Origin of the sequence: Rhodanobacter sp. PCA2 (assembly GCF_013620825.1) — a bacterium.
Taxonomy (GTDB): domain Bacteria; phylum Pseudomonadota; class Gammaproteobacteria; order Xanthomonadales; family Rhodanobacteraceae; genus Rhodanobacter_A.
Map to the genome: position 1 here is coordinate 324133 of NZ_NJIC01000009.1, position 18745 is coordinate 342877.

Below are 18745 nucleotides of genomic sequence, written 5' to 3' on the forward strand. Positions count from 1 at the left end.
CGTTCACGGCAGGCAGCCGAAGCCGCGCAGGGTCGCGGCGACCGCCTGGTCCAGCGGGGTGTGCGGTTCCTCGCCCAGCCGCGCCAGCAGCTTGCGGTTGTCCAGTTGCAGCGGTTCGCGCCACAGGTGGCGCATCTCGCGCACTTCGCGCAGCAGCACCACGAACGGCCCGGCCAGCCAGGTCAGCCACCACGGAAACGCGCGCAGCCGCAGCGCCGGGTTGCCGGTGGCGCGGCGCGTGGCGGCGAGCAGGGCGTCGCCATCCACGTAGTGGCCGGCGAAGTGGTAGCGGGCGAAGCGTTCCAGTTCGCCCTCGCGCTCCAGCAGGCGCGCCACCGTTTCGCCCACGTCGGGCAGGTAGGCCCAGGCATGGCCCAGGTCGTGGCGCGCCGGGTACAGCAGCGAGCGCACCGGGCGGCCGGGCTTGATCATCTCCGCGAACCAGTTGTTGCGCGCGCCCGGCCCGAAGAAGTCGCCGCAGCGCAGGATCAGGCTGCGCACGTCGGTGGCCTCCGCCAGGCGCCGCTCCATCGCGACGCGGATCGCGCCCTTGCGGGTCAGCGGCCGCTGCGGATCGTCCTCGGCGAGCAGGGGAAACGCGTCGGGGCCGTAGTTGTAGATCGAACCCGGCAGCACCAGGCGCGCCCCGTTGGCGCGGGCGGCGGCGAGGCTGTTGTCCAGCATCGGCAGCGCCAGCGTGTCCCAGTCGCGGTAGCCCGGCGGGTTCACCGCGTGGACCAGCACGTCCACGCCGGCCGCGGCCTGCAGCACGTCGCCGGCCTGCAGGGCGTCGCCGGTGCGCCAGTCGATGCGTGGGTCCAGGCCGGGACGCACGGCGTTGCGCACCAGCGCGCGTACCGTCCAGCCGCGCCGCAGCAGGGCCGCGGCGATCTCGCCGCCCGCGCCGCCGGTGGCGCCGAGAATCAGGGCTGTCTTCGATGCGTTCATGGTCGTGCTCCGGGAGGGATGGGGCCAGTTTCGCGCGGGAATGGGTAGTTGAAAATTGCCCAATGTCAAACATTTGCTATAAATAAATGCATGGATACCGACGAGCTCGGCTGGGATCTCTATCGTTCCTTCCTCGCGGTGGCGGACGAAGGCAGCCTGTCCGCGGCGGCCCGCATGCTGGGCATGACCCAGCCCAGTCTCGGGCGGCATGTGCGGCAGCTGGAGACGCGGCTGGGCGTGGCCTTGTTCACGCGTTCGCCGCAGGGCCTGGCGCTGACCGAGGTGGGCGCCGAGCTGGCCGAGCATGCGCGCGGCATGGCCGCGGCCTCGGCCGCGCTGCGGCGCGCGGCTTCCGGCAGCCGGCAGGAGGTGCGCGGCGCGGTGCGCATCACCTGCAGCGAGATGGTCGGCGGCGGGGTGTTGCCCGCCATGCTGGCCGAGCTGCGGCGGCGGCAGCCGGGCATCGTGATCGAGCTGTCGCTGTCCGATGCGATCGAGGACCTGCTGCGCAAGGACGCCGACATCGCGGTGCGCATGCTGCGGCCCAGCCAGGTCGCGCTGGTGGCGCGGCGCGTGGGAGCGATCGGGATGGGGCTGTACGCCCATCGACGCTACCTGAAGGCGCATGGCGTGCCGCGCACGCTGGCCGAGCTGCGGCAGCACGCGCTGATCGGCTTCGACCGCGAGACGCCGGCGCTGCGCGCGATGATCGCCCGCGTGCCGGGCGGCGAGATGTACGCACGCGCCAACTTCGCGTTGCGCACGGACAGCGCGTGGGCGCAACTGGCGGCGCTGCGTGCGGGCTTCGGCATCGGCGTGTGCCAGCACGCGCTGGCGCGCCGCGAACGGTCGCTGCTGCCGGTGCTCCCGGGCGCCATCACGCTGGAGCTGGATACCTGGCTGGTGATGCACGAGGACCAGCGCGCGAACCGCCGCGTGCGGCTGGTGTTCGACTACCTGTCCGAGGCGTTGGCGGCGTTCGCGGCCGCGGGCGCCTGAGGCGACGTCACTTCTCGTCGTGGCCCGGGCCGTAGCGGCGGTCCGGGCCGCGGTAGGCCGCGACCCGCGCCAGCCGCGGCGTGCCGTAGCCGAATTCCAGCGCCACGCGCAGCTTGCCCGCGCGCACCGGGTCGAAGCGCGCGAGCTTCCGGTTGCCGATGGTGGTGCCCCAGGCGAATTGCCGCCACGCGCCCTGGTCCCAGAGTTCCACGCGGTAATTCGCGATGTTCTGGCCCAGCGCGATCGCCTCGCCCAGTTCCAGCGTGTCGAACTCGATCTCCTGCGGCAGCTCGAATTCCAGCCAGCCGTCGCGGGCGTTCGGCGGCGCGCTCCAGTACGTGTCCGGATCGGCCTCCAGCACCTTCGCCGGCAGGTGCGGCGCATCGCTGCCGCTGGCGCGCACCCTGGCACCTTGCAGCAGGTCGCTGGCGAACAGCGCCGTGCGCTTCGCCGCGAAGCCCTGCAGCGAGGCGATGTCGGTGGCGTCGAACAGGCCGTCGCGGTTCGGCGGCAGGCTGAGCGTCAGCTTGCCGTTGCGGCCCACCGAGCTGAAATACAGGTCCAGCAGGTCGTCCGCCGTGCGCACCTTGTCGTTTTCCGCGGGGTGCCAGAACCAGCCGGGGCGTATCGACACGTCCGCTTCGGTGGGGCGCCACACGCTGCCGTGGGGATCGCCGTGGCCCAGCAGCTCGCCCACCCACGGCCGGTCGTAGCCGGCGTAGGGCACGCTGGCCGGATCGATGCTGGTCCAGCAGGTGCTGCCGGCCACGCCTTTCTCGTTGCCGACCCAGCGCACGTCGGGGCCGGCGTCGGAGTAGATGATGGCGTCCGGCTGCAGGCGGCGCACCGTGGCGTGGATGCGCGGCCAGTCGTAGGCCTGCCTGCGGCCGTCCGGGCCTTCGCCGTTGGCGCCGTCGAACCACACTTCCACGATCCGGCCGTAGTGCGTGAGCAGTTCGGTGAGCTGGGCGATGTAGAAATCGTTGTAGGCCTCGCCGCTGCCGTAGACCTTCGCGTTGCGGTCCCATGGCGACAGGTACAGGCCCGCGCCCAGGCCCTCGGCGCGGCAGGCGTCGGTGTATTCGCGCACCACGTCGCCGTGGCCGTCCTTCCATGGGCTGTTCTTCACCGAATGCGCCGTGGTGGCGGTGGGCCACAGGCAGAAGCCGTCGTGGTGCTTGGCGGTGAGGATCATGCTGCGGAAACCCGCCTGCTTCGCCGCGCGCGCCCATTGCCCGGCATCCAGCTTGCGCGGGTTGAAGATGGACGGCGACTCGGCGCCGTCGCCCCATTCCTTGTCGGTGAACGTGTTCACCGTGAGGTGCACGAACATCGCGAGTTCCTCGCGCTGCCAGCGCAACTGCTGCACCGTCGGGCGCGGCCGCGGCGCGGTGGGCGTGGCGGTGGCGGCGGCGTCCGCACGGACCAGGCGGGGCAGGCCCAGCGCGCCCAGCGAGGCGGCGGCCGAACCGGCGAGCAGGAAACGACGACGATCCATGGGGTGAGTCTCCACGAGCAGCTGCGGTGATGTGGTCCGGGTCACTATATTTCAAATATGACGATCATGTTCATACATGATCATGTCGGCGATCGCCTGCCGATTCCGCGACGATCGGCGTGCATGCTGCAGCCAGTGGGTGCAAAAGCTTGCATCGGGCCGACGCGCGGACGCAGCATGCGGAAGGGGGCGGCATCGGTCGGTCGCCCGTCAGTCGATGGAGTTTCCCATGCAGTATCGCCGCCTCGGCCATTCCGGCCTGCCGCTTTCCGTCCTTTCCCTGGGCACCTGGGCCACGTTCGGCAAGAGCGTGGGACGCTCGCTGGCGCGCAACATGCTGGCGCTGGCCTGGGACCGCGGGGTGAACTTCTTCGACAGCGCCGAGACCTACGGCAACGGCGTGGCCGAGGCGCTGATGGGCGACGTGCTGGCCGACCTGCGGTTTCCGCGCGACAGCTGGTGCGTGTCCAGCAAGGTGTTCTTCGGCGCGCAGGACCATCCCCGGCCCACGCAGCGCGGCCTGTCGCGCAAACACGTGATCGAGGCCTGCGAGCAGGCGCTGCAGCGCCTGCGCGTGGACTACCTCGACCTGTACTTCTGCCATCGCCCCGATCCGGATACGCCGGTGGCGGAAACGGTGGCGGCGATGGACTTCCTGGTGCGCCAGGGCAAGGTGCTGTACTGGGGCACCAGCGAGTGGCCGGCCGAAGGGATCCGCGAGGCGTTCCGGGTCGCCCGCGAGAATCACCTCACCGCACCGACGATGGAGCAGCCGCAGTACAACCTGCTGCACCGCGAGCGGGTCGAGCTGGAATACGCGCCGCTGTACGAGGACTACGGGCTGGGCACCACCACCTGGTCGCCGCTGGCCTCGGGACTGCTCAGCGGCAAGTACGACGGCGGCGTGCCCGCCGATTCGCGGCTGGCGCAACCCGACTACGCCTGGCTGCACGACAAGGTGCTGGGCGAGCGCGGCGAGCAGGTGGCGAAGGTGCGCCGGCTGCGGCCGCTGGCCGACGAACTGGGCTGCAGCACCGCGCAACTCGCGATCGCCTGGTGCCTCGCCAACCCGCACGTGTCCACGGTGATGCTGGGGGCGAGCCGGACGGAACAGCTCGAACACAACCTGGCCGCGCTGGATGTGTTGCCGAGGCTGGACGAGGCGATGCGCCAGCGCGTGGCGCAGGCCGTCGCGTGAGGCCGTGTCGGCCGTCGCGCCAGTTGACACATTAATGAGAATCATTATCATCAACTCCGCCTGAAACCCACCGCGGAGTCGTCCATGTCGATCGCCACCCCCTTGAGTCTGCCGGTTGCCGCCAGCCGGCTTGCCCATTCGTTGCCGCTTGCTTCCCCGCGCACCCGGCCCGTGGAAATGCGCGCGGCCGTGCGCCGGGTCAGCAGCCTGTCGCTGCTGGAGGGCGAGCGCGAGCTGGTGATCCAGCACCAGGGCAGCGAGTACCACCTGCGGCTCACCCGCAACGACAAGCTCATCCTCACCAAGTGATGCCCCCCGGCGCCGGGCCGTGCGAACGGCCCGGCCCCCGCAACCACCCGCCAGCACGGCGCGGCGCCCGAAGCGCGGCACGGCCAGCCAATCCAGCAAAGGAGACGGCGATGTTCGGCTGGCTGGCTACCCATGTTGCCCATGTCTGTCCGCACGCCACCGGCGTGGCGGTGGAGCGGCGCTGGCTGCGGATCGCGCCGCAGCGGTTGGCGCGCTGCCTGCCGGCGACCGGCTGCGTGTTGTACCTGCCGTGCGCCTCGTCCGCGCTGGCGGAACGGATCGTGCCCGGCCTGCTGGCGGGCAGCCGCGAGCTGGCGCCGCTGCTGTGCGTGCACTGGCTGGTCGCCGCCAGCGCGATCGGCAGCGACGGGCCGCACGAATGGCTGGAATGCCGGGGCCGCGACGGCCGCTTGTGCGCCCGCCTGCATCTGCTGCCTGACAGCGACTATCTGGGCTGGGATGCCTTGCTGACGGCGGGCCTGCCGGTACACGCCGCGGCTGGCCAGCGCCCCGACGACGAACGCATCGCGGCGGCCCGGCTGCTGGACTTCCGCTGCGGCCGGCTGGCGGGGTTCGAAGTGCTGGATGCGCGGCCCGCGGCGCAGGTATCCACGCTCAGCGGCAGGATCGCGCGCGGCATCGCGCAGGCCGAGGGACTGGCCCTGCACTGAGCGGCGCCCCGGCTTGTCCACTGTCCGCATGGTGTCCGCGGACACCGAGTCCGTTGCGCTCGGTCAGTACAAGCATTTGATGTATGGAATGTTTTTCGTGCACCGACGCTTGGCACGCGGATTGCTGAGCACAGGTCGGGGGCCGCACTGTCCGCGGCCAGGGAATGCACGATGATCCGCGACACTTCCGCTCAAGACCGCATCGTTGAAGCCAAGCCCAACCGCAAGCGCCGCATGATGTTCGTCGGCGGCGGCGTGGCCTTGCTGGTGGTGCTGGCGTTCGCGCTGCCCGGCATCCTCCGCCTGTTCTCGGCCGACGCTTCGGTGAGCGCGTCGCGGCTGGCCTTCGCCACCGTCGAGCGCGGCCCGTTCGTGCGCGACATCGCCGCCGAGGGCAAGGTGGTGGCGGCGAACAGCCCCACGCTCTACGCCACCTACGGCGGCGCCGCGGTGCTGAAGGTGCGCGCCGGCGACGCGGTGAAGAAGGGCCAGGTGCTCGCCGTGATCGACAGCCCCGAGCTGCGCAACAAGCTGGCGCAGGAGCAGTCCAAGGCCGATGCGATGCAGGTGGACTACCTGCAGTCGCAGGTCGACGCGCGCACCAAGCGCGGCGAACTGCAGAAGGCCTACGACAACGCGCAGATCGACGAGAAGAGCGCCGCCAACAACCTCGACCGCGAGCAGAAGGCCTACACCGCCGGCGCCTCCACCGGCGTGGCGGTCGACAAGGCCAAGGACGACCTGGAGAAGGCGAAGATCACCCTCGCGCATGCCAAGGCCGACCTCGGCATGAGCAACGACAGCCTGAACTTCAACATCCAGTCGAAGAAGCTGGCGCACGACAACCAGATGCTGGCGGTGCAGGACCTGAAGCGCCAGGTGGACGACCTCAACGTGAAGTCGCCGGTGGACGGCCAGGTCGGCCAGCTCTTCATCGCGCCCGTCGCCACCGTGGCGAAGGACGCGCAACTGCTCAGCGTGATCGACCTCACCGCGCTGGAAGTGGAAGTGAAGGTGCCCGAGAGCTTCGCCCGCGACCTCGCGATCGGCATGACCGGCGAGATCAGCGGCAACGGCAACACCTGGAAGGGCCTGGTCAGCGCGATCTCGCCCGAAGTGGTGAACGGCGAAGTGGCCGCCCGCGTGCGCTTCGAAGGCGCCACGCCGCAGCAGCTGCGCCAGAACCAGCGCCTGTCCGTGCGCATCCTGCTCGACAAGCGCGACAACGTGCTCACCGTGCAGCGCGGCTCCTTCGTCGACGAATCCGGCGGCAGCTACGCCTACCTGGTCAAGGACGGCATCGCCACCAAGACGCCGATCCGCGTGGGCGTCAGCAGCATCGACAAGGTCGAGATCCTGCAAGGCCTGAAGGAGGGCGACCGCATCGTGATCTCCGGCACCGACAGCTTCAAGGGCGCGCAGCGCGTGGCGATCAGTCGATAAGGGCAGTACCCCCTCCCGACCTCCCCCTGCGGGCAGGGGGAGGAGAAGAACGAAGAACCATCCACCACCGAGGAACGTGAACCATGCTCAAGATGACCCACCTGTCCAAGGTCTACCGCACCGAAGTGGTGGAGACCTACGCGCTGCGCGACTTCAACATCGACGTGAAGGAAGGCGAGTTCGTCGCCGTCACCGGTCCGTCCGGTTCGGGCAAGACCACCTTCCTCACCATCGCCGGCCTGCTGGAAACCTTCACCGGCGGCGAGTACCACCTCGACGGCAGCGAAGTGAGCCAGCTCAACGACAACGCGCGCTCGAAGATCCGCAACGAGAAGATCGGCTTCATCTTCCAGGCGTTCAACCTGATTCCCGACCTCAACGTGTTCGACAACGTGGAAGTGCCGCTGCGCTACCGCGGCATGAAGGCGCCGGAGCGCAAGCAGCGCATCATGGACGCGCTGGAGCGCGTGGGTCTGGCCTCGCGCTTCAAGCACTACCCGGCCGAACTCTCCGGCGGCCAGCAGCAGCGCGTGGCGATCGCCCGCGCGCTGGCCGGCTCGCCGCGCCTGCTGCTCGCCGACGAACCCACCGGCAACCTGGACACGCAGATGGCCCGCGGCGTGCTGGAGCTGCTGGAGGAGATCCACCGCGACGGCGCCACCATCGTGATGGTGACCCACGATCCCGAACTGGCCGCGCGCGCGCAGCGCAACGTGCACATCATCGACGGCCAGGTGGTGGACCTGTCCGAGGACCCGCGCTTCCACGCCAGCGTGGCCGCCGCGCGCGGCAACGCCAATCCGGCCTGAAGCCCCCGTCGACCACCATCCTGCGAGTCCCGTCCATGCGTCTGAAGTTGCTGCCCGTGCTGCTCCTGCTCGCCGTCGCCCCGCTGCCGGGGCGCGCCGAGGACTTGATGGACGCCTACCGGCAGGCCGTCGCCAACGATCCCGTCCTCGCCACCGCCGACGCGCAGCGCCTGATGGTGGCCGAGGGCGTGCCGATCGCGCGGTCGGCGCTGTTGCCGCAACTGTCCGCGGGCCTGCAGCTGAACCAGATCCACAGCGGCGGCAACGGCCAGACCACCAACAGCAGCGGCAACATCATCAGCACCGCGGGCGGCGGCCACACGCGCGACCGCAACTTCACCGGCAACCTGAGCCAGTCCATCATCGACCTGTCCGCGATCGCGAACCTGCGCGCCGCGCACGCGGCCGACGATGCGCAGGAGCAGACCTACCAGGCCGCGTTGCAGAACCTGTACGTCCGTGTCGCCAACGCGTACTTCAACGTCCTGGTGTCGGAGGACATGGTGGGCATCAACCGCGCCTACGAGGACGCCTACAAGCAGGAGTACGACCAGACCTCCACGCGCTTCAAGAACGGCCTGTCGATGGCGGCGGACGTCAGCCAGTCCAAGGCGCTGTACCTGTACATCAAGGCGCAGCGGATCGGCGCGGAGGACAGCCTCAAGGACGCGCGCCGCGCGCTGCAGCAGATCACCGGCAAGCCGGTCGGCACGCTGTTGAAGCTGCGCGACGACCTGCCCACGGAGGCGCCGCAGCCGAACGACGAGAAGGCCTGGGTGGATGCGGCGCTGAAGACCAACCCCGCCGTGCTCGCCGCGCGCTACGCCGTCAGCAGCGACGAGCACAAGGTGTCGGCGGCGCGCGCCGGCCACCTGCCCACGCTCACCGCGGGCGTGGGCTACAACAAGTTCGGCCAGTGGTCGAACACGGCGCCGGGCACGGGCGCCTACGGACCGGCCACCACCACGGTCGGCCTCACGCTCACCGTCCCGCTGTTCAGCGGCGGGCTCACGCATGCGCGGGTGAAGCAGGCGCTCTATCAGCGCGACGCGGACGAGGGCGTGCTGGAAAGCCAGCGCCGCCAGGCCGCGCGCGACGCCGCCAACTACTTCAACCTGGTGCAGGACGGCATCGAGCAGGTAGCCAGCGCACGCGACTCGGTGGAGGCCGCGGAGAAGACCGTGACCTCGATGCGCGCGGGCTACTCCATCGGCACGCAGTCGCTGACCAGCGTGGTGATCGCCATCCAGTACCTCGCCAACATGCAGAGCGAATACACGGTGGTGCGCCACCAGTTCATCCTCAACAAGCTGCTGCTCAAGCAGGCCGCCGGCACCATCGACATGTCCGACCTGCAGGCGGTCAACGGGTTGCTGAAATGAGCGCGAATCTTGCCATGCGCTTTTCCCCTCTCCCCCAGGGAGAGGGTGCGGGCAGGGCGTGGCGCCCCGCTTCGGCCGAACCCTCGCCACAATCCCTCTCCCATGGGGAGAGGGGCTCAAGTGCGGAGGACTGAGCGGTGTTCGCCTACTACCTCCAGCTCGGCATGCGCAGCCTGCGCCGCAACCCGGCGCTCACCACGCTGATGGTGATGGCGATCGGCTTCGGCGTGGCGGCGTCGATGATCACGTATTCGGTGTTCCGCGCGGTGTCCGGCAACCCCATCCCCGACAAGTCGGGGCAGTTGTTCACGCCGCAGGTCGACGCCTGGGGGCCGCAGCAGAACCTGAAGGGCGAGCCGGCCGAGGCGCTGGGCTACGTGGACGCGATGGCGCTGATGCGCACCCTGCACGCGAAGCGCCAGACCCTGCTGTACATGGTGCAGATGTCGGTGATGCCGGACGGCGAGCGCGACCTGCCGCTGAACGCGAACGGCTACGCCGTCGGCGGCGATTTCTTCCCGATGTTCGAGGTGCCGTTCCAGTACGGCGCGGCCTGGAGCCGGCAGGACGACCAGTCCCGCGCGGCGGTGGTGGTGATCAGCGCCGAGCTCAACCAGAAGCTGTTCGGCGGCGCCGACAGCGTGGGCCGCAGCGTCGACTTCGGCGGACACGATTACCGCATCGTGGGTGTGACCCGCCCGTGGAATCCGCGCCCGCGCTTCTTCGACCTGTTCAGCACCCAGGGCTTCGAGGAGCCCTCGGACTTCTACATGCCGTTCAACCGCGCGCTGGACCTGCAGATGCGCACCGGCGGCCGCAACAGCTGCCGCGGCAAGCTGGATTTCACCACCTGGGACGGCTGGCTGCAGAGCAACTGCGTGTGGGTCACGCCGTGGGTGGAACTGGACAGCGCCGCGGACGTCGCGAGCTATCGCCGCTTCCTGGAAAGCTACGCCGCCGACCAGCAGAAGGCCGGCCGCTTCGACTGGGCGCCCAACGTGCGCCTGCGCAACGTGACGGAGTGGCTGGACTACGAGCACGTGGTGCCGCCGGAGAGCCGCATGTCGCTGCTGGTGTCGCTGGGCTTCTTCCTGATCTGCCTGATCAACACCGTGGGCCTGCTGCTGGCCAAGTTCCTGCGCCGCAGCGGCGAGATCGGCGTGCGCCGCGCGCTGGGCGCCACGCGGCGGGAGATCTACACGCAATACCTGATCGAGGCGGCCGCGGTGGGCCTGGCCGGCGGCCTGGTGGGCCTGCTGCTCACCGCCGCGGGCGTGTCGGGCGTGGGCCTGCTGTTCCCGCCCAAGATCGCGCAGCTGGCGGAGCTGGATTTCTCGCTGGTGGGGCTGACCCTGCTGGTGGCGGTCGTGGCGACCCTGCTCGCGGCGTTCTATCCGGCCTGGCGCGCGGCGCGCGTGCAGCCGGCCTGGCAACTGAAGTCGAACTGAGGCGACGGCGATGAGCCTGCACGTCAAACCCATCCTCGTCGCGCTGCGCCGGCACAAGGCGGGCACGCTGCTGATCGCGCTGCAGATCGCGCTGACCCTGGCGATCGTCTGCAACGCGCTGTTCATCATCCACCAGCGCCTGTCCAGCATGGCCGAGGTCAGCGGCGTGGACGAGGCCAACGTGTTCGTGATCCGCAACCAGTGGGCGGTGATCGACCGCACCACGCAGCAGGTCGACGCCCAGGTGCGGGCCGACCTGCTCGCGCTGCGGCAGCTGCCCGGCGTGCAGGACGCCAGCGCCGCCACCGGCTATCCGCTGCAGGGCGGCGGCTGGGACAACTACGTGATGATGACGCCGGACCAGGTGGAGCCCACCACCGATTCCGCGGTGTACGTGGGCGACGAGCATTTCATCGGCACGCTGGGCCTGCGCCTGGTCGCCGGGCGCAACTTCCGTCCCGACGAAGTCGGCGTGATGGGCACCCAGGAAGCGGTCGCCCCGCCGGTGACCGTCGTGAGCAAGGCGCTGGCCGACCGGCTGTTCCCCGGCGGCGATGCGCTGGGCAAGAACATCTACGCGATGAGCGCGAAGCCCAGCACCATCATCGGCATCGTCGATCCGCTGCACCGGCAGGGCACGTCCTCGTGGAACAAGGCCTATGCCGGGCAGTCGCTGATCTGGCCGGCGCGCCCCGACGATGCGCGCGGCGTGTTCTACATCGTGCGCGCGAAGCCGGGCCAGCTCGCCGACGCCATGCGCGAGGCGCCCAAGGCGCTGTACGCACAGAGCCGCATGCGCATCATCGACGCCAAGGACGGCATCCAGGATTACGCCGAAGTCCGTCGGCGCGCCTACGACAGCGACCGCGGCACGGCGATCCTGATGGGCATCATCTGCACCGCGCTGCTCGCGATCACCGCCGCCGGCATCGTGGGCCTCACCAGTTTCTGGGTCGGCCAGCGCCGCCGGCAGATCGGCATCCGTCGTGCGCTGGGCGCCACCCGCCACGACATCCTGGGCTACTTCCTCACCGAGAACTTCCTGATCGGCGTGGCCGGCGCGCTGGTCGGCGTGGTGCTCGCCGTGGCGATGAACCTCTGGATGATCACCCACGCCGAAATGGAACGGATGCCGACGGTCTACGTGCTGGCCGGCGTGATCGTGCTGCTTCTGCTGGGCCAGGGCGCGACGTTCGCGCCGGCGCTGCGCGCCTCGCGCGTGCCGCCGGTGGAGGCGACGCGCCCCGTTTGACGCACCCCGCATTCCCCATTTCCTTCCCGAGGACCGACCATGTTCGCCTACTACCTCGACCTGGCACTGCGCAGCCTCAAGCGCAGCCCCGGCCTCACCGCGCTGATGGTGCTGGCGATCGGCTTCGGCGTGGCCGCGTCGATGACCTCGTGGTCGGTGTTCCGCGCCGTGTCGGGCGACCCGATTCCGTGGAAGTCCGCGCAGCTGTTCGTGCCGCAGATCGACAACTGGGGCCCGAACGGCCGCAGCGCCGACGGCGACCCGCCGAACGCGATGGACTACACCGATGCGACCGCGCTGATGCGCGACCACCGCGCCCGGCTGCAGTCGGCGATGTACCAGATCTCGCCCTCGGTGGTGCCGGCGGAGGCCAGCAAGCACCCGATCAACGTCAGCGGCCATGCGGTGTTCGGCGAGTTCTTCCCGATGCTGGACGTGCCGTTCCTGTACGGCAGCGGCTGGAGCGCCAGCGACGATGCGAACCGCGCCCAGGTGGTGGTGATCAGCAGCAAGCTCAACGAGAAGCTGTTCGGCGGCACCAACAGCGTGGGCAAGAGCGTCAACATCGAGCGCGCCGACTACCGCGTGGTCGGCGTGCTGGACAACTGGAACCCGCAGCCGCGCTTCTACGACGTGGTCAATTCCGGCGGTTTCGACAGCGGCACCGAGGACGTGTTCCTGCCGTTCCAGACCGCGATCCAGGCGAACATCCCGAACGACGGCAACACCAACTGCAACGCGGTGCCCAAGGAACCCGGCTTCGCCGGCCTGCAGCATTCCGAGTGCGTGTGGATCGCCTTCATGGCCGAGCTGGACGACGCGGCGGCGGTGACGACCTACCGCGACTACCTGCAGGGCTACGCGCGCGAGCAGCAGCAGGCCGGGCGCTTCGCCTGGGCGCCGAACAACCGCCTGCGCAGCCTGCCGGAGTGGCTGGACAACCAGCACGTGGTGCCCAGCGACACCAAGGTCTCGCTGCTGGTGGCGCTGGGCCTGCTGCTGGTGTGCCTGGTCAACACCATCGGCCTGCTGCTGGCGAAGTTCCTGCGCCGCAGCAGCGAGATCGGCGTGCGCCGCGCGCTGGGCGCACCGCGTTCGGCGATCTACGCGCAGTTCCTCACCGAGGCCGGCATCGTCGGCGTGGCCGGCGGCGTGCTCGGCCTGCTGCTCACCTGCGCGGGCGTGGCCAGCGTGGGCTGGGTGATGCCGAAGGACATCGCCAGCCTTGCACGGCTGGACGTCTCGCTGCTGCTGCTGACCCTGCTGGTGGCCGTGGTCGCCACGATGCTGGCGGGCCTGTATCCCACCTACCGCGCCTCGCGGGTGCAGCCCGCGTGGCAACTGAAATCGAACTGACCGGTCGTCACCCCGGCGCAGGCCGGGGCGCAGCGACTTCCAACCATCGCCACGGCACTGGGTTCCGGCGTGCGCCGGAACGACGAGCAGAGAGGATTCCGCCATGAAACTGCACCCCATGATCGCGGCGCTGCGCAAGCACAAGGCGGGCGTGGTGCTGATCGCGCTGCAGATCGCGCTGACCCTGGCGATCGTGTGCAACGCGATCTTCATCATCGGCCAGCGCATCGACCGCGTGAACCGGCCGACCGGGCTGGACGAGGGCAACCTCTTCCTGGCCACCCAGCAGTGGGTGGGCGCGCCCAGCGCCGACACGCCCGATGGCGTGGCCAGGCTGGACGCCATGCTGAAGGAAGACCTGGCCGCACTGCGCAACCTGCCCGGCGTGGCCTCGGTGGCGCCGATCAACTCGGTGCCGCTGCTCAATTCGTCGTGGAACGGCTCGGTCTCGACCAAGCCGGACAGGAAGTTCAGCGACAAGGGCGACAACGTGCGCACCACCTACTACTTCAGCGACGAGAACGTACTTCCCGTGCTGGGCCTGCGCCTGGTGGCCGGCCGCAACTTCACCGCGGCCGACGTGCAGCACCAGGGCTTTCGCGACAACCCGCCACGCCCCATCGTCATCCTCACCAAGGACCTGGCGGACAAGCTGTACCCGAAAGGCGACGCGGTGGGCAAGGCGGTCTACATCGACGGCAGCGGCTCGCCCAGCACCATCATCGGCGTGGTGGCGCGCCTGCAGGTGCCGGGCAGCGGCACCTGGACCAACAACTTCGCCTGGAATTCCACCCTCGTCCCGACCCGCCTGAACGCGAACTTCTCCCGCTACGCCGTGCGCACCAAGCCCGGCCAACTGGATGCGGTGATGCGCACGGTGGCGCCCACGCTGTACAAGGTGAATCCGCTGCGCGTGCTCGACGACGACAGCGTGAAGTCGTTCGGCGACATCCGCGCCAAGGCGTACCGCGCCGACGTGGGCATGGCGATACTGATGGGCGTGATCTGCCTGGTCCTGCTCAGCGTCACCGCCGCAGGCATCGTGGGCCTCACCAGCTTCTGGGTCGGCCAGCGGCACCGCCAGATCGGCGTGCGCCGCGCGCTGGGCGCGCGCAAGGTCGACATCCTGCACTACTTCCAGCTGGAAAACCTGCTGATCGCGGGCAGCGGCGCGCTGATCGGCATCGGCATGGCGGTGGGCCTCAACCTGGCCTTGATGCGCTACTACGAGATGGACCGCCTGCCGGTGCTCTACACCTTGATCGGCGTGATCGCGGTGCTGGTGCTGGGCCAGTGCGCCGTGTTCGTGCCCGCGCGGCGCGCGTCCAACGTGCCGCCGGTGACGGCCACCCGCGCAGTGTGAGATTGCTTCACCACCGGTGACGGCCATCCGTCCGGTGTGAGGTTGCTTCACGCCCTCCCCTGCATGCAGGGGAGGGTTGGGGTGGGGTGCTTTTGGTTTGAGAACGCGGCCCCTCCCGACATCCCCCGCAAGCAGGGGGAGGGGACGATTCAAGGAGACGTGGAATGTTCGGTTACTACCTCGACCTCGCGCTGCGCAGCCTGAAGCGCAACCGCGTGCTCACCGTGCTGATGGTGCTGGCGATCGCGGTGGGCATCGGCGCGTCCATGACCACGTTGACGGTGATGCACCTGCTTTCCGGCGATCCGTTGCCCGGGCGCAGCGCGCACCTGTTCTATGCGCAGGTGGATGCGGATCCCACGCCGCACGGCGGCGACCACCGCGAGCCGTCCGACAAGCTCGACTACCGGTCGGCGGTGGATCTGTGGAGCGCGCATCGTGCGGATCGCCAGACGCTGATCGTGGACAGCCAGCTCAAGGCCACGGCGCCGAAGGCGAACATGCCGGCCCTGATGCTCACCATGCTGGCGACCACCACGGATTTCTTTCCGATGTTCGCGGTGCCGTTCCAGTACGGCGGAGCGTGGACGGCGCAGGACGATGCCCAGCGCGCGCGCGTCGCGGTGATCTCCGCCGATCTCAACGACAAGCTTTTCGGCGGTGAGAACAGCGTGGGTCGCACCCTGCGCCTCAGGGACAGCGACGTGCGCATCGTCGGCGTGCTCAAGCCGTGGCGACCCGCGCCGCAGTTCTACACCGTTGCCGGCGGCCGTTTCGCCAACGGCGACACGGCCGGCTACTTCGGCAAGCCGGAGGACGTGTTCGTGCCGTTCCAGAGTGCGCTGGAGATCAATCAGGGCGCGTTCCAGCAGTTCAATTGCTGGGCGGCCCCGGCCACGCCCGGCCATCTGGAGAACGCGCCCTGCAACTGGGTCGGCTTGTGGGTGGAGCTGGACAGTGCGGCCAAGACCGCCGCGTACCGCGGTTTCCTCGACAACTACGCGCAGCAGCAGAAGGCACTGGGGCGCTTCAATTACACGGGGACGCGCCTGCGCGACCTGATGGGCTGGCTGGATTTCAACCGTGCCATTCCGCGCGACGTGAAGCTGCAGACCTGGCTGGCGTTCGCCTTTCTCGGCATCTGCCTGTTCAACACGGTGGGCCTGCTGCTGGCCAAGTTCCTGCGCCGCGCCGGCGAGTTCGGCGTACGCCGCGCACTGGGCGCCTCGCGGCGTGCGGTGTTCGCGCAGTGCCTGACCGAGGCCGCGCTGATCGGCTTCATCGGCGGCGTGGGAGGCTGGTTGCTCAGCCTGCTCGGATTGTGGCTGGTGCGTCGCCAGCCCACGCCGTATGCCGACCTGGCGCATCTGGACGGGGGCATGTTCCTTATCACCTTCGTGTTGGCGGTGGTGGTGAGCGTGCTCGCAGGCTCCTTGCCGGCGCTACGCGCCAGTCGGGTTCCTCCAGCGTTGCAACTCAAGATCCTGTGAGGAATCGCGCCATGCAGATCAAACCCGTCCTCGTGGCCCTGAAGAAGCACCGGCTTGCGACCCTGCTGATTGCGCTTGAGATCGCTTTGGCGTGTGCGGTGTTGTGCAACGCCGTGTTCATGATCGCCAGCCGGTTGTCGGCGATGCAGCTTGTCAGCGGCGTGGACGAGTCGTCGCTGGGTTTCATCCAGCTCGGGGGCTTCGATCCGAAGTCCGCCCACGATCTCAACGCACGGGTGGTCGCCGGCCTGGGCGCCATCCCGGGCGTGCAAGCCGTGCGCGTCATCAACTCGGTGCCGTTCGGGCCGGCGGCCGGCGCCTTCGGCGTCACGCTGGATCAGGCGGGCAAGCAATTCCGCGGCGTTCCCGAACTGTACCTCGGCGCACCGGGCACGCCGGAAGCCCTTGGACTGAAGCTGGTCGCGGGCCGCATGCCGGGTGCGGAGGATTACCAGACCGTGCTGGAAGGCTATTTGCCGGCCAATTCGAATGTGTTGGTCACGCGCGTGTTCGCGGAGCACCTGTGGCCCGGCGAGGACGCACTCGGCAAGACGTTCTGGACCGGGCGGAACCAGTTCCGCGTGATCGGCGTGGTAGCGCAGCTTTCGGTGCAGCAATACGACGAGGAAGGCGAGCGCGGGGCGCAATGGACCGTGTTCGTGCCCGTGCAGCCGGGTCCGCAGCTTGCCGGTACGTACCTGGTCCGCGCCGATCCACGCGAGCTGGACCGCGTGATGGTCGATGCCAGGACCGCGTTGGCCAAGATCGCACCCGACGCCGTGGTCGACCACCAGCAGAGCGACACGCTGCCGGCGCTGCGCACACGTTTCTTCCAGGCCGATCGCGCCTTGACCGGCATGCTGGTGGGCGTGATCGTCTCGTTGCTCGGCGTCACCGCGCTCGGCATCGTAGGCCTGGCGAGCTTCTGGGTGGCGCAGCGCCGCAAGCAGATCGGCATACGCCGCGCGATCGGCGCCACGCGCGGCGACATCCTGCGCTACTTCCAGACCGAGAACTTCCTGATCGTCACGTTCGGCATCGCGCTGGGCATGTTGCTGGCCTTCGTGCTCAACGCGTTGCTGATGAAGTTCTACGAGCTGCCGCACCTGCCGCTGTACTACCTGCCGCTGGGCGCGATTGCGCTGTGGGTGCTGGGCCAGCTCGCCGTGCTGGGCCCCGCGCTGCGCGCGGCCCGGGTGCCGCCGGTGGTGGCGACGAGGACGGCATGAGCACCGATTGCATGGCGGCAGCGTACGGACAAGGGGAGAAGTGAGGATGTTCGGTTATTACCTCGACCTGGCGCTGCGCAGCCTGAAGCGCAACCGGGTACTCACCGCGCTGATGGTGCTGGCGATCGCGCTGGGCATCGGCACCAGCATGACCACCCTGACGGTGATGCACGTGTTGTCGGGCGACCCGATTCCGCAGAAGAGCGCGCAGCTGTTCCGCGTGCGCATGGATGTGTCACCGGACGACCACTTTCGCCAGGGCGACAAGGTGCCGGACAACCTGACCCGGCGCGATGCCGAGGCGCTGCTGCGCGACGGCAAGGCGGACCACCAGGCGGCGATGTCGGCGGGCGCGATGGTGGTGGTATCCGCGCAGGGCGAGCCGCTGCGCGTGGCGACGCGTTACACGGGCGCGGATTTCTTCCCCATGTTCGACGTGCCGATGCGTTACGGCCAAGCATGGCGGCCGGAAGACGATGCGGCACGCGCGCGCGTGGCGGTGATTTCGGGCGACTTGAACGAACAGCTCTTCGGCGGCAAGGACAGCGTGGGCAAGACGCTGCAGGTGGGCGGCCAGTCCCTGCGCATCGTCGGCGTGCTGGGCGACTGGGCCATGAACCCGCGCTTCTACGACCTCAGCAACGGCCAGTTCGGCAACAGCGAACAGGTGTTCCTGCCACTGTCGACGGCGCTGGACCTGAAGCTTTCCACCAGCGGCTCGTTGACTTGCTGGGGCAGTGCGCCCGACTCCCGCGCCCCCGAAGCGCCCTGCATCTGGCTGCAGTACTGGGCGGAACTGGACACGCCGGCAAAGGCGGCGGCCTATCGCCAGTACCTGCAGAACTACATCGCGCTGCAGCAGCAGGGCGGCCGTTTCAGCCATCCCGGCCTGGCCGAGGAGCTGGACGTGATGCAATGGCTGGACGCCAAGGGCGTGGTGCCCTCCGACGTGCGGCTGCAGACCTGGCTGGCGCTGGGGTTCCTGGGCATCTGCCTGCTCAACACGGTGGGCCTGCTGCTGGCGAAGTTCCTGCGCCGCAGCGGCGAGATCGGCGTGCGCCGTGCGCTGGGCGCCTCGCGCCGCGCGATCTTCCTGCAATGCCTGGTCGAAGCCGGCGTGGTGGGGCTGGCCGGTGGCGTGCTCGGCCTGGCGCTGGCTGCGCTGGGCCTGGTGCTGGTGCGGCACCAGCCGACCGATTACGCGGCATACATCCACATGGACCTGAGCATGCTGCTGCTCACGTTCGCGCTGGCGCTGGCGAGCAGCCTGCTGGCCGGCCTGCTGCCGGCGTGGCGGGCGATGCAGGTGGCGCCGGCGGTGGCGCTCAAGTCGAACTAGCGGGCGAGGGG

General features: G+C 69.2%; 16 protein-coding genes. 14 read left to right on the forward strand and 2 right to left on the reverse strand.

Going from position 1 to position 18745, the window contains the following annotated elements:
* Nucleotides 1–3: 3 nt before the first annotated feature.
* The gene (locus PCA_RS03675; protein WP_181301061.1) at nucleotides 4–948 is read right to left on the reverse strand and encodes an NAD(P)H-binding protein; all 945 of its coding nucleotides are present in this window, start codon (nucleotides 946–948) and stop codon (nucleotides 4–6) included.
* A 90-nt stretch (nucleotides 949–1038) separates the two neighbouring features.
* Between PCA_RS03675 and PCA_RS03680 the strand changes: the two genes are divergently transcribed.
* Nucleotides 1039–1947 (forward strand): LysR family transcriptional regulator, encoded by a 909-nt coding sequence (locus PCA_RS03680; protein ID WP_181301063.1) that lies wholly within the window; start codon nucleotides 1039–1041, stop codon nucleotides 1945–1947.
* 7 nt (nucleotides 1948–1954) lie between these two features.
* On the opposite strand, the gene PCA_RS03685 is transcribed toward PCA_RS03680, so the two are convergent.
* On the reverse strand, nucleotides 1955–3445 hold the full coding sequence (locus PCA_RS03685) for an alpha-L-fucosidase (protein ID WP_181301065.1): 1491 nt from the start codon (nucleotides 3443–3445) through the stop codon (nucleotides 1955–1957).
* 229 nt (nucleotides 3446–3674) lie between these two features.
* On the opposite strand from PCA_RS03685, the gene PCA_RS03690 reads away from it, so the two are divergent.
* The 13 genes from PCA_RS03690 to PCA_RS03750 all read left to right on the forward strand — a co-directional run bounded on the left by PCA_RS03690 (nucleotide 3675) and on the right by PCA_RS03750 (nucleotide 18734).
* Nucleotides 3675–4643, forward strand: a complete 969-nt coding sequence (locus PCA_RS03690) for an aldo/keto reductase (RefSeq protein ID WP_181301067.1) — start codon at nucleotides 3675–3677, stop codon at nucleotides 4641–4643.
* Between the two features lie 84 nt (nucleotides 4644–4727).
* A complete protein-coding gene (locus PCA_RS03695) occupies nucleotides 4728–4952 on the forward strand; it encodes a hemin uptake protein HemP (protein WP_255436624.1) in 225 nt (74 codons plus the stop codon).
* 110 nt (nucleotides 4953–5062) lie between these two features.
* Nucleotides 5063–5623: a hypothetical protein gene (locus PCA_RS03700; RefSeq protein ID WP_181301069.1), complete on the forward strand. Its 561-nt coding sequence runs from the start codon at nucleotides 5063–5065 to the stop codon at nucleotides 5621–5623.
* A 171-nt stretch (nucleotides 5624–5794) separates the two neighbouring features.
* On the forward strand, nucleotides 5795–7066 hold the full coding sequence (locus PCA_RS03705; protein ID WP_181301071.1) for an efflux RND transporter periplasmic adaptor subunit: 1272 nt from the start codon (nucleotides 5795–5797) through the stop codon (nucleotides 7064–7066).
* An 83-nt stretch (nucleotides 7067–7149) separates the two neighbouring features.
* Nucleotides 7150–7875, forward strand: coding sequence for an ABC transporter ATP-binding protein (locus PCA_RS03710; RefSeq protein ID WP_181301073.1), 726 nt, complete (start codon nucleotides 7150–7152; stop codon nucleotides 7873–7875).
* Between the two features lie 35 nt (nucleotides 7876–7910).
* Nucleotides 7911–9257, forward strand: coding sequence for a TolC family outer membrane protein (locus PCA_RS03715; protein ID WP_181301074.1), 1347 nt, complete (start codon nucleotides 7911–7913; stop codon nucleotides 9255–9257).
* A gap of 137 nt (nucleotides 9258–9394) precedes the next feature.
* A complete protein-coding gene (locus PCA_RS03720; protein ID WP_181301076.1) occupies nucleotides 9395–10705 on the forward strand; it encodes an ABC transporter permease in 1311 nt (436 codons plus the stop codon).
* 10 nt (nucleotides 10706–10715) lie between these two features.
* Complete coding sequence (locus tag PCA_RS03725) at nucleotides 10716–11957, forward strand: FtsX-like permease family protein (RefSeq protein ID WP_181301078.1); 1242 nt, start codon at nucleotides 10716–10718, stop codon at nucleotides 11955–11957.
* Nucleotides 11958–11996: 39 nt separating this feature from the next.
* Nucleotides 11997–13313 carry an ABC transporter permease gene (locus tag PCA_RS03730; RefSeq protein WP_181301080.1) on the forward strand — a complete coding sequence of 439 codons (1317 nt, stop codon included), beginning with the start codon at nucleotides 11997–11999 and terminating at the stop codon, nucleotides 13311–13313.
* 103 nt (nucleotides 13314–13416) lie between these two features.
* Nucleotides 13417–14676, forward strand: a complete 1260-nt coding sequence (locus tag PCA_RS03735; protein ID WP_181301082.1) for an ABC transporter permease — start codon at nucleotides 13417–13419, stop codon at nucleotides 14674–14676.
* A 164-nt stretch (nucleotides 14677–14840) separates the two neighbouring features.
* Entirely contained in the window at nucleotides 14841–16166 is a 1326-nt protein-coding gene (locus PCA_RS03740) for an ABC transporter permease (RefSeq protein WP_181301084.1), read from the forward strand.
* An 11-nt stretch (nucleotides 16167–16177) separates the two neighbouring features.
* Nucleotides 16178–17395 carry an FtsX-like permease family protein gene (locus PCA_RS03745; RefSeq protein ID WP_181301086.1) on the forward strand — a complete coding sequence of 406 codons (1218 nt, stop codon included), beginning with the start codon at nucleotides 16178–16180 and terminating at the stop codon, nucleotides 17393–17395.
* Between the two features lie 46 nt (nucleotides 17396–17441).
* Nucleotides 17442–18734, forward strand: a complete 1293-nt coding sequence (locus PCA_RS03750; RefSeq protein WP_181301088.1) for an ABC transporter permease — start codon at nucleotides 17442–17444, stop codon at nucleotides 18732–18734.
* Nucleotides 18735–18745 lie beyond the last annotated feature (11 nt).